The 12,623-nt window shown below is 36.6% G+C and carries 8 protein-coding genes; 3 read left to right on the top strand and 5 right to left on the bottom strand.

All coding sequences use genetic code 11. From position 1 onward, the window contains the following. Positions 1 to 22 precede the first annotated feature (22 nt). Positions 23 to 2,533 (bottom strand): cation-translocating P-type ATPase, encoded by a 2,511-nt coding sequence (locus tag CLV96_RS17110; RefSeq protein WP_004787418.1) that lies wholly within the window; start codon positions 2,531 to 2,533, stop codon positions 23 to 25. A 54-nt stretch (positions 2,534 to 2,587) separates the two neighbouring features. Between CLV96_RS17110 and CLV96_RS17115 the strand changes: the two genes are divergently transcribed. Continuing rightward, positions 2,588 to 3,934: a C69 family dipeptidase gene (locus CLV96_RS17115; protein WP_004785858.1), complete on the top strand. Its 1,347-nt coding sequence runs from the start codon at positions 2,588 to 2,590 to the stop codon at positions 3,932 to 3,934. Here the strand turns inward: CLV96_RS17115 and CLV96_RS17120 are convergent. The 4 genes from CLV96_RS17120 to CLV96_RS17135 are packed head-to-tail and all read right to left on the bottom strand — an operon-like array spanning position 3,914 to position 10,596. Then, a complete protein-coding gene (locus tag CLV96_RS17120; protein ID WP_004786453.1) occupies positions 3,914 to 5,137 on the bottom strand; it encodes a DUF4147 domain-containing protein in 1,224 nt (407 codons plus the stop codon). The genes CLV96_RS17115 and CLV96_RS17120 overlap by 21 nt on opposite strands. After that, positions 5,106 to 7,367: an NAD(P)-binding domain-containing protein gene (locus tag CLV96_RS17125; protein ID WP_040917059.1), complete on the bottom strand. Its 2,262-nt coding sequence runs from the start codon at positions 7,365 to 7,367 to the stop codon at positions 5,106 to 5,108. The genes CLV96_RS17120 and CLV96_RS17125 overlap by 32 nt, the downstream gene beginning before the upstream one ends. Before the next feature lie 41 nt (positions 7,368 to 7,408). Beyond that, the gene (locus CLV96_RS17130) at positions 7,409 to 8,713 is read right to left on the bottom strand and encodes a sensor histidine kinase (RefSeq protein WP_004785078.1); all 1,305 of its coding nucleotides are present in this window, start codon (positions 8,711 to 8,713) and stop codon (positions 7,409 to 7,411) included. Next, a complete protein-coding gene (locus CLV96_RS17135) occupies positions 8,710 to 10,596 on the bottom strand; it encodes a PP2C family protein-serine/threonine phosphatase (RefSeq protein WP_004787552.1) in 1,887 nt (628 codons plus the stop codon). The genes CLV96_RS17130 and CLV96_RS17135 overlap by 4 nt, the downstream gene beginning before the upstream one ends. 579 nt (positions 10,597 to 11,175) lie before the next feature. Here CLV96_RS17135 and perRA point away from each other — a divergent pair. Together perRA and CLV96_RS17145 are read left to right on the top strand one after the other, a co-directional pair. Continuing rightward, positions 11,176 to 11,604 carry a peroxide-responsive transcriptional repressor PerRA gene (gene perRA, locus CLV96_RS17140; protein WP_004787122.1) on the top strand — a complete coding sequence of 143 codons (429 nt, stop codon included), beginning with the start codon at positions 11,176 to 11,178 and terminating at the stop codon, positions 11,602 to 11,604. Positions 11,605 to 11,634: 30 nt separating this feature from the next. Continuing rightward, positions 11,635 to 12,606 carry a ketopantoate reductase family protein gene (locus CLV96_RS17145; RefSeq protein WP_004787565.1) on the top strand — a complete coding sequence of 324 codons (972 nt, stop codon included), beginning with the start codon at positions 11,635 to 11,637 and terminating at the stop codon, positions 12,604 to 12,606. Positions 12,607 to 12,623 lie beyond the last annotated feature (17 nt).

Below are 12,623 nucleotides of genomic sequence, written 5' to 3' on the forward strand. Positions count from 1 at the left end.
TTAGAAACAGACCACGATCATGTCAGCCACGAAGTAATTTTGAAACCAAAACTTTTGTCATATCGTAGAACAATACTCCAATAAATGCAACCAGTATCGCTGAAGAAAACTGAACAAAGTTAAGTGGCACAAAATGAAACATATCATTCAAACCGGGCAAATACATAGACAAAAAAAGCACCCCAATTGTCCCCGCAAAAACTAAACGAATGATTGGATTAGGTATCCGCATCCGACTCCACATCGACTCATGGAGCGAACGATTGGCAAGGATCAAGAACAAATTCGAAAATACTAATGTAACAAAAGTCGCCGTGCTCACAACCTGAGGGCCTGAGTTTCCTTTCAAAAACAACTCTGTGATCCAATACGATGACACAACGGATAACAAAGAAATGGCTCCTTGGATCAAAGAATTGATAAATAATTCTCGATCCAAAAGCGGTTCTGAAGTTTCGCGCGGTTTTCTTTTCATCAGATCAGATTCTTGCGATTCTCTTTCAAATACAATTGTACAAGTGGGATCAATAACCATTTCCATAAATACAATATGAATGGCCGATAAAACAACAATGGGCCAATCAAAAATAATGGGCAAAAAAGTAATACCGACAATTGGAATATGAACTCCAATCAAGTATCCTAATGCTTTTTTTAAGTTATCAAAAATTTGTCTTCCAATCCTTACTGACTCCAAAATAGAAGAAAAAGAATCATCTAACAAAACAATGTCGGCAGCTTCACGTGCCACATCAGTTCCTCTTTCCCCCATTGCAACACCAATATTGGCAGTACGCAAAGCAGGAGCATCATTCACACCATCCCCTGTCATGGCAACAATCTGCCCATCCGCTTTTAGCATACGAACGATTCGCCATTTGTCTTCTGGGCTTACCCTGGAAAATATATTACAAGTTCGGATGACAGATTGCAGTTCCGCTTTATTCAAACTTGCCAATGTCTTTCCTGTATAAACCAAATGCGAATCTTTTAATCCAATTTGGTCTGCAATATTTTTGGCTGTTTCTGGATAATCCCCAGTAATCATAATCACACGTATTCCGGAATCGTATGCTGTTTTAACTGCCAAAGGAACAATCTCACGAATGGGATCTAAAAATGCTAGGAGCCCATAAAATAAATATTCAACATGTTTTCTATCTTCCGGAACATCCAAAGCTGGCGTTTTTGATTTGGCAACACCAAGAACTCGATATCCGTCTTTTGCCAATTCATTGGTTTTTGTTATCCAAAAATTTGATTCTATAGAATCAAATTGACATAAATCAAAAATTGCCTCAGGTGAACCCTTAGCATAACTATGGTAGACATTTTTTTCTTTTATTACACGAACCATTGTTAAATGGTCAGGCGTTAAAGGAAAATCCTTTACAGACAATAGTGCCGAATCTTCTACTTCATGAAAAGAAACCAAACAATCGGAAATTGCAATATCCATCGGATCAAAACTCGGATGTTTAGATGCACAATAAGCAATTTGTAATAGTTTATTTACATCTTCAGAAAGATTTGATTCTGGATGCAAAGTGACAGTTTCGGATTTCGTAACAACAATCCCAACTTTCATTTTATTTTGTGTAATCGTGCCTGTTTTATCGGAACAAAGAACTGTAGCTGCACCTAACGTTTCGATAATAGAAGATCGCCTAACCAATACATTTTTCGTACTCAAACGGAAAGCACCTAAGGCAAAAAATATGGTTAAAACCAATGGTAATTCCTCGGGCATCAAACCGATTGCCAACGTCAAACCAGAAAGAAGACCATGCAACCATTGGCTCTTTACAATTCCGAAATAAAGAGCAAGAATGACACATAAAGAAGCCGCTACAATGAATAAATTACGCACAAGACGTGCAACCTCTATTTCGAGTAATGTTCGGCCAACGGTTTCATCCGCAATTTTACGTCCAATTTTTCCAATTTCTGTGTGATTCCCAACAGCATTCACTCGACAAACGCCCTCTCCACTAACAACTAACGAACCACAAAAAACAGATTGGGACTGCGATTTGGAAACAGGGACTGACTCTCCGGTTAACAAAGACTCATCACAAGAAAACATCCGATCGGAGATTAACTCGCAATCGGCAGGAACCCTATCCCCTTCGTTCAAAATCAATAAATCATCATAAACGACATCTTTTCCTTCAATACGAATGATTTGTTTGTCTCGAATGACATTGGTTCTTGGACTTGCAAGAGAACGTAAAGCAGAGATAGCAGTTTCTGTTTTTTTCTCTTGATAAAAAGTGATCGTGATGATACCGACAACAGAAAGTAACAACAAAAGTGCCTCACCCCGATCACCCAAAAGCAAATAAACGATGCTGATGGAAATGAGAAGCAGAATCATTGGTTCTGTAACGACCCCAATGAACATCTGAAAAATCCCTTTCTTCTTTGAAGAGCTGATTTCATTGGCACCATATTTGGTGCGGTTTTTTTTAACCTGTTCCTGGGTTAAACCCATAAGGATGTATTCTGAAATTTGTTTTGGAATCGAAGGCATATTCTTAATTGATTTGCTCTTGTTTTTTATAAAAAATCTGTTTAACATTCTAGAATGTGCGATACCTCTCTTGCCACTGAAAAATTTACCAAAACTCAAAAAAGAATCTTTGCGAAAAACTCGGATCGCGAACCAAACGAAGCACAATCAATACTCCACGTTCCTCGTTTAGAACATAAAAAAGGTTCAAAATTACGTACAACGTACATTGAAATTCCACAAACTCCCGTTACTTACGAAGTTTTTTTGAGCAAACCATTTCACATGTGGGGTGCAGAGATGGGTGTGAATGAATTCGGGCTTTGTATCGGCAATGAAGCAGTCTTCACCAATCTAAAAATACCCAAAAAAAATAATGGGTTAACAGGAATGGATTTGATTCGTTTGGCTTTAGAAAGATGTAAATCTGCAAAAGATGGATTATTTCTGATTACCGAATTACTAGAAACTTACGGGCAAGATGCGTGCGGAGGGTATGAAAATCAGTCTTTCTTTTATCATAACAGCTTTATCATTGCCGATAGAAAAGATGGATATGTCTTAGAAACTGCGGATCGTTACTGGGTAGCAAAAAAAATAGATTCTTTTTATGCCATTTCGAATGGACTCACCATCGGTTCCGATTTTGAATATTCATCACCTAACTTAATAGAGAAACTCCGAAAAAATTCGAACCAAGAATTTTCTTTTAAAGACCATTTTAGCGATCGGTTTTTTACTTATATGAGCCATTGCAAAGACAGACGAAATTTACATCAAAAGACTGCAGAAAGTTTAGAGCAGGAATACGCTAGTTATACAACGAAACTTGCTATGGATACTTTAAAAACCCATTCAATCGAAAACGATGAATTTGAACCGTCTTCCTCCTCAATGAAATCATTATGTTTGCATGCCACAGGGCCCACTACACCAAACCAAACTAATGGAAGTTTGGTTGTTGAATGGGATACCTCTGAAACAAACCAAGATCCACTCAGGGTATTTTATACAGGAACATCCACACCATGTTTAAGTTTGTTTAAACCATTTTATTTTGGAACAAAAAACTTCATTGATTCTTCAAGTTTATCATCAAACAAAAATTATTCAGAAACTTTATGGTGGTTACACGAATCAATTGCAAGAAAATCCAACTTTGATTACCAAGCAGTTCGATCGATTTTACTTCCTGCACTTATCGGCTTACAGGAATCAATTTTAAATAATTCCAAAGAGTTTCTTTCTCCCCAAAAGAAGGAAGAAGTCCAATGGAGATTTTTAAAAGATCATGTGAATGTTTTGAAAAAAATAGACGAAGAACTCATTCGTTCCAAAATCGGAACTAGTCGATGGCAAAACCCATTCTTTCAACTGTATTGGTCGGGACAAAATAAAAAATTAGGAATTCCGTTCCGCTAACAAAAGAATCAATATGTCATTGACATTTGTTCCGGTAGCACCTGTAAAAAGTAATGCCCCCACATCTTTCAATATGGGATAGGAGTTGGAATTTAATAATTCTTTTTTTGGATCCCAACCTTTTTCCTTCATCTTTTGGGCAAATCCTGGCCCAACGATTCCACCAGCCGCATCCGTTGGACCATCCGTTCCATCTGTGCCACAAGAAAGAAATAACCAATCCCGATCCAGATGAGCGATTTCGGTTAGGATGGCCACACGCAGTGCCGTTTCTTGGTTACGACCTCCCAATCCCGTTCCATAAACCGGACATACAAGTTCCCCTCCGATTAGAATGGCTTGTTTTTTACCATTTGCTCCAACACCGAATAACTCACTTACGATTATTTTTGCAGTTGATTCACTTGAATAATCCCATGAATCGGAAATAGTTTTGACTTCATAACCAATACTATTAGCTTTTTTTTCAATGGCCTTTAGGGAAGAAGTTAAATTCCCCATCACATAATATTCACTTCCTGGATAACTTGGTGCAGAAGCAATTACATTGGGATCATCACCTAACACATCAGAAATTGCAAAAGTATATACTTTTAACTTTGAATTGAGTTTTTTTAAGAGTTTACCTGCTTTCACAGCAGAATATTTTTTTCTTTCCGCATTGATTTCTTGAATTGTTAGCCCTCTCTTCAATAAATTTTCATTTATTTCAACTAAATCTTTCAGCTGATATCCATTTTCTGGTATTTCAAAAAGACTAGACCCTCCACCAGATAATAAAACAATTAACTGATAATCTTCACCTAATAGTAAAAGTTCATCCAATACTTCTCGTGAATATAATTCGGAATTTGTATCCGGTATTGGATGCGCTGCCACTCTACACTTCCATTCCCCCATACTTCCACTTTTTTGGATTTCTTTTGGAAGATGGTTATACTTAGTAAGGATAAAACCAGCCTCAACAGGAAAAAACTTTTGAAAAGACAATGCCATCGAGTAAGCTGCTTTTCCTAGAGCAAATACATAGTTTTTCTTCAGTGGGCTCGTAAATATCTTACAAAGATCAGAATGTTGGTTCCAAAAATCTGAAGAAAGATATTCGGGAGTTGCACTTCTCACACCTTCCCAAAATAGTTCTTCAATATCTTTTCTTAAAGCGTTCAGTTGTTTATTTCCTTGTTTTTGCTTTAAGGGAATCATACTGAATCCCAGAAGGAGTCAAACGTCCAAAATCTAAAACATCCGTTGGACAAAGAGATACACAAGCAGAACATCGCACACATTGCACGCTATCCATAGGTATCCCCCTACTTGCATAACCCATCACATCAATACCTTGATGGCAATTTTTCGTACAAATGTTACAAGAGATACATTTCTTTTTATCAGAAAAAATTCGAAAACTACTAAAACGAGTATAGATATGCATCAAAGAAGCAAGCGGACAAAACATACGACACCAAATCCTTCCAGAAAAAAGGAAGTAAAAACCGACTCCGACAACACCAGCAAGCCCAATGTCAACGATGAGATCATAAAGCCATTTTATTGAATCCGCAATAACTTCAGAAATTTCTAAACCTGGATTTATATTTTTTCCGTAAACTCCAATTAATTTTAATGCTGTTAACAAAAATGCCAAAGCCAAAATGTATTGCCCTGAATGTTCCAATCTATAGGCCCATTTTCCATGAGGCATTTTCTGCCTATGTTCATCTCCTAAAGTTTCAGCAAGTCCACCACAAGAACAAATCCATCCGCAATAAGCACCTTTACCATATCGATAAACAAGGAAAGGAATAAACCCAAAACTAAATAGAAGACCGTAACCTAACCAAAAATTAGTGATCTCTCCATCATACAATACTCCCATACTGAGTGGCCATGCCAAAATAAACCCATAAGCCTTCCAATAGGCATCGTTCGGAAATATTTCTGTTCGAATGTATCCATTCGATGCTCCTAAATAACCAAAATCACCAAGTGTTGGTAAAATTAATTCAGGCAACAAAAACAAAAAGAAAACCTGGACAAAAATTAAGCTTATCGTTTGGTAAAAGATATATTCAGTTTTTCTAACCAATATCCTTCTAATGCCAAAAAATACAATAGTTAGCGAGTATAACATTGTATAGTGGAAAGATGGATATTTGCCAAAAAGAGTATAACCAAAATAAGTGGCAGACAGGTATACGTAGAGAAAGTAAAAAAATACAAATAGTAGATAACTGTTTCTTAACAAAACCCAAGAAGAAATTTTCAGGTGATTCAGATTCCATTTTAAGTATACAAAAAAGGACAAAGACAAAAACGAAATGGTAGCAAAGGCAGTTGCTAAAGGCGAAAACCATCCAGGCCCATAAAAAGAAGCCTTCCCAAAATAAGCAGCACTTGCAAATGAAAAAAGAGAACTAAATCCAACCCAATCAGAAAGTGATTTTTCATTTTGAATTTTAATACCTAATTTTTTTAAAAAATGGGTAGGTGCCGTACTCCCAATCAAAATATAAACCAGGTCAAATTTGATTTTGGCCGAACCTACAGACGTTTTCACAAATAAGTTCTGATCATATATTTCAGTGACTTCTGATTCAAGTTGGAGATTGATTTTTCCATCTCGAACCAACTTTTCCAATGCTTCTTTATTTTGTTGTTTCGGTCGTGTCAGCTCTTTCCCTCTGTATACCAAGTTTACCAACTTCGCATAACGTGAGCAGGCAATCGCTGCTTCGACCGCACTATCGCCGCCACCAACAATCACAACAGATTTTTCATTCGAATCATAAGGATCAAAAAAACGATAAAAAACAGATGGATTCGATTCCCCCTTCACACCCAATCTCTTTGGATCACCCGATTTTCCAATTGCGATGACAACGGAATGAGTGAGAAACGATTCACCTGTTTCCGTTTGCACCATATACAAATTGCCCTCTGGCTGGATGGAAACAACACGTTTCCCGGTTTGTACTGTGATTGTATCTTCTTTGATTAGAGAATTCAAATATTCTAATAAATCTTCTTTTGTCGAATCTGAAATTTTAATCCTAGATTTAGAATCTAATCCTTCCGGTTCTGCGAAAATAGGTTTTTGTTTTGGATAACTTTGAATGGTTTGGAATGGAGTATTTGCTTCTAGAAGAATAAACTTTTTTCCTAATCGTTTGCCTTCATAAGCACACGATAAGCCGGCAGGTCCTGATCCAATGATCACAACATCCAAACAATCTTCTTTTTTTTCACGAATGTGTTTCCAAACATTCACCCCACTTTCAGCAGCAAGTTTTAGTAGTGGAACACCAGTTAAATCACCGATGATAAAAATGTTAGGTAGATTCGTTTCATACGAATCGGATAATTCTGGGTAAATTTCAACAGGGCCCATCGGGGCAGATTTGGTTAACCAACGAAAATAGGATGACGGCCACATACTTACTGATTGGACTAAATGTTTAAAAAAAAGATATGAATTTAATCTGCGAGTGGAAGTTGGATGATAATTTTTGTTCCCTCCGTGAGCATACTCGTGACCTGAAGACTTCCACCTTGTTCCGTAAGTAACTCTTTACAAACAAGTAAGCCGAGGCCAGTTCCTTTTTCCCCAGCAGTTCCAAATCCTGAATCAAATCGTTTTCCTTCGATTATTTTGGCAAGTAAATCAGGACTGATACCCACACCGTAGTCTTGAAATCGTATTTCCATATAATTGGCGTTTTTTTCAGTTTCAATTGAAACCTTATGATTCGGGTGAGAATATTTTATCGCATTGGACAATATATTACGTAAGACTGTTGCAGTCATCCGTTCATCGCAATATACGAAATGATCTTCTGAAACCTTTGTTTCCCATAAAATCCCTTTGTCTTTTGCCTGAATGCTGAGTAAGTCTAAAGCATTTTTTAAAATCGAAGAGACATTTAGATTTTTGGGATTACATTGAGTTTTTTGCGTTTCATTTCGAACCCAATCCAATAAGTTCTCCAAAACCAGATAAGTTTGGTTTGTACTTTTTTTCAGTTCCGTTAAACCAAAAAGAAGTTCTTCTCTTTCTGGCAAAGAATTTGTTATATAACCCAAATACGTACTGATTGTGCCAATTGGGCCTTTCAAATCATGAGCTAGGATAGAAAAAATGCGATCTTTATGATCATTGATCCTGGCCATTTCCTTTTGGATTCGATTGATATTTCTTAAGAAATAAAACATAAACAAAGCAACAAAGGATAAACACGATATAACGGAATTGATACGAAACAAATCCTGTACTTCTTTATAATATAATAACGTTCCTTTTTCAAATACACCTGGACTTCCAAAAAACTCAAACCAGATATAAAAGCTCGTATTCATTAGGAATACAAAAAAAATCCAACCCTTTTCATCATATGAAAAAATCACAAACGGCACAATGGCAAACACTAAGAAATAATAGTAAAACCCACCAGATGTTCCAAAACTGATTGTTGAAACACAAAACAAAGGAACTGAGATTGTAAACACCAAGAGAATTCGAGAGACAAAATACCTCCCCCTCGTATTTAGATAAAAAACTAAAATTAAAGAACAGATTACTAGAACATGAATGAAATTCATGATTAGATAATGAGGAGCACCTGCAATTACAAAGAAAATGGAATATTCGATATTTGAAAAAATTCCTAAAATGGCAACCAAGTTGGAAAGTTGAATACGAACGGAGGTTTCTAAATCCAAATATTCGACTACCCCTAAATTGAGTAATCGAAATACTCCTAATCGATTTAACAAAGTTTTCATCTAATATCGATCGTAAAGTATGTTACGTCATCTGACAAACGAAATGCAAAATTTCGAATATCCTTCTTAATTTTTTCGTTTAATTCAGACAGAGATAGACTAAATCCACTTGCTAATTGTTCCCTTAGCCTCAATTCTCCGTATAATTCCCTATTTTTATTTTGACTTTCCGTTATCCCATCAGTATAAAAAAAGAAACGATCCCCCGGTGAAAGTTGGTGAAAAAATGTTTCCAAGAAGATATCTTTTTTCCAACCCATAATCGGCCCTCTCCCTCCAAGCGGCGCTAAGGTATTAGAAACAACATTCATTGAATAAGGACTAGGATGTCCCATCACTGAATACTGTAAAATCGACTGTTGTAAATCAAAATGACTAACAACGGCAGTGATATAATTTTTTTCAACTACAGGTAACATTTTCAAATTCATCTCTAACAAAAAGTTAGCGGGATCTTTTACTTTAGGAGCAATCTCTAAAAAATTGACCTTTAACATACTGGCAATCAAGGCGGCAGCAATCCCATGTCCAAGAACATCACATAACAAAAATGTTACGGAACCGTCTTTATGAATATAATAATCAAAATAATCGCCACCTATTTTTTCCATTGGCATAAATACGGAAGCGACACTGAGTGTTTGATGTTTGAATTCCATAGGTGGGATCAACTTGGATTGTAATCCTGCTGCCATCACCAAATCATCATGCAGCAACTTATATTGTTTGTGTAGTTCTTGTGTACGCAAGGTGATAAGCATTTCTAGAGATTCATTCAGATTTCTGAGTTCCTTTCTGGTCCGAGCACTTTGTAAGGCAATCGCAAGTACTCCGGCAAATAGGAATGTTAAAATTCCGTATTGAGTTAAATAAGCATTTTTTCCGGTTATCAAATCGGTAAGGACATCTGCAATGCCGAAAAATGTTGCTACCAGTGCGCCTAAAGATACAACAATAGCTTCCGACGTTTTTTTATAATTTCTGACTAGTAGCTGAATTAGGATCGGAACCTTAACAGCAAGTAAAATATACCAAATGTAAACTAAATAAAATCGATGATCAGGCGCCATCGAAAACAGTTGCGTGAAAGCGAGAACAGTATCAAAAAAAAATGTAATGATTGCAAGTTTAGTAATCCTTCGATCAAAAAGGGTGTGCACAAATAACATAATAAAGACGGGAAAAATGAATTGGCAAAAAAATAAAAGTCTTACAAGAATTTCGGGGTTAATCATTAAAAAATGAATCTTATTGATCGAAGGCAATCTCCAACCTACAAAGAAAATGGCAGTACCAGCTAAATACAATCCAGATTTGGAAGATCGATTCAGTGCATAACCAATTGCTTGTTGTAAAAAAATTCCAAAAAATAATGCGCCGATGAGGATTTGATTCACGTCCTCAAAAATCATCTTATCCTTAATTTCGTCTTGTGTCCCAAAGAAGGGAATTGAGCGAAAGATGCCACACCTAAACTGTGTTTCACGACACTCAATATCAACAACCAACTCATTTTCTCCTTGTTTTAAAAGAGAATTTGGGATCTCATAATAACGTACTTTATGCCAATAAGGGTAATAGTCTGGAGAAAAACTTCCGGTTGTGCCAACTGGAACACCATTCCAAAAAGTTTGATCAGCGGAATGTACCCGGTCCATATAAATTGCCTGAGAAGATTCAGGAAAAGTTGGAATCAAAATTTTTAGTCGATATTTTCCCCGCAAAGGAACCGCATATCCTTGTTTGACTAAAGGAACACCAACTAACACTGGATTCATTTCCTTTCTGCCTTCTTCTTGAAAGGTCCAACCGGATTCCAAGGAAATTACCTCTGCTCCAAGGGGAAACGCAAAGGAAAAAAGAAGTAGAAACAAATACTTCATTGGATGGTAATTCCGATGTTTTTTAGAATCACGGGAGAGCACCGAAAGGATTGAATCCGAACCTTTTCGAAGTGCAAGAATTTTTTTTGGCTTTACATGCGTCCTTTTTCTAACCTAGAAATGACCACATGTGTTTGTTAGGTGCCAAAGCAAAAAAGAGACCACTTGGTCAATTGAGGGAGGAAGAAATCGGATGGGTGACGGATTTTCTTTGGAGAGGAGATGGATCTTTTCCCTCAATAAAAAAAGTAAGTGAGTTTCCTTTTGCCGCTAGTCACAAAAGATAGGTTCTCACCAAAAGACCGCACAGAAGAAAAAAACCGCCTAAGTCCTTGAAACCAACCCATGGGCGAATGATATGAAAATGGGCTTTGCGGTCGGTCGCCGCATCTTCACATCTCTCTTAGCTAAGTTCTTCAATTCGCATGCGAAATTGCCAGACTTTCCATAAACACTGACTTACCGTAGAAAAGTTTTTAGTTAGATTTGATCTAAAATAATACTGATTCCTAGTAAATGATTTTTTAGACTTAGTCTAATTATTGACAAAAAAAAGCATCCAGAGAAGGTGAAACTGAAATGGATTTAAGTTACCAAAAAACCAAGGAACTCCTCGAATCGCACGGGATTCGCCCCACTTCGCAGAGATTGGAAATGGCACATTTGCTCCTAGAGCGACACCAACATCTTTTTGCAGAAGAAGTATTCCATTTGGTGAATTCCCACTTTCCACATGCATCGCGCGCAACTATTTTCAACAACCTCAAACTCTTTGCGGAAAAAGGAATGTTAGGAACTTTGGAGTTAAAAAGTGGTGTTACACATTTTGATTCCAACGTTGGTCCTCACCACCATGCTCTCAATGAAGAAACGGGAGAGATTACGGACGTAGAGATGGACGGAGTATTAGAGTGCAAAGTTTTGGATGAATTGAAGGAAAGTTATTTTAGAAAGACAGGTAAAAAATTAGAGAACGTAAAACTTGTCATTACACTCAGAGGGAAATAACTTTCCCTATTTATATTTAACCAAAGTTAAATGAAAGAGAAATATCCTTCCATAGCCTTTAGTGGGATTGGTTCCGTTACTGCGACTATCATCCACGCTCTCTTTCAAAATTCAATTCCATTTAAAATCCTTTGTCGTAACGAAAACAGATTTCAATTTTTAAGTGAAAATCCGATTAGATTCCAAGGACCCAGGGGTCAGGTTGTTTCAATTGATTTAAATGGGCATCTAACAAACATAAACCATTGCAAGGAATCCTTTGATTACATTTTTATAGGATGCAAAAATCAAAATCTTCCTGAATATTTAGAAGAAACCAAAACATTTTTGAAGCCAGAAGGGAAATGGATTCTGATTCAAAATGGGATTCCAGAAGTTCATTTTGAAACATATCAAAACAAAATACTTGGTGGCGTAGTTGGTTGGAATACACAAACCTTAGCCGATGGAACTTATTATCAATCAAATGTAGGAAGTCTTATCATCGGCGGAGTTTCAAAACCAGAACCAATCTGGAACCAACTACTTCCTCCATATATCCCTGTGATACGAACGGACAAAATTATAGGTTATCGTTGGCATAAACTTGCAATCAATTCCATCATCAACGGACTTGCTGCCTCCAAACAATTGAGTTTAGGCCAATTGTTTCTAAGTAAAAACTCAAGAAAAGATGCATTAGAAACTGTAACAGAAATTAAATCACTAATGAATCACCTAAAGATTGAAGAACAAGTAGTTCCCGGCTCTTTCCCAATTCAAAAACTCGGTGACGGAAAAGGTGCTCTGCCTACATGGATAAGGCATCTAATACTGATTCTACTTGGCCTAAAGTATTATAAAATCCACACTTCTATGGTCCAAGATTTAGATTATGGACGGAAAACAGAAATTGATTATATTAATGGTGAAGTTGTAAAAATAGCAAACACCGAAGGTATCCAAGTACCAAAAAACGAATGGATTGTTTTAAAAGTAAAAGAATTAGAAAAGAGCAAATAAATAATTCGAACTTCCTC

Origin of the sequence: Leptospira meyeri, from assembly GCF_004368965.1 — a bacterium.
Lineage (GTDB): Bacteria > Spirochaetota > Leptospiria > Leptospirales > Leptospiraceae > Leptospira_A > Leptospira_A meyeri.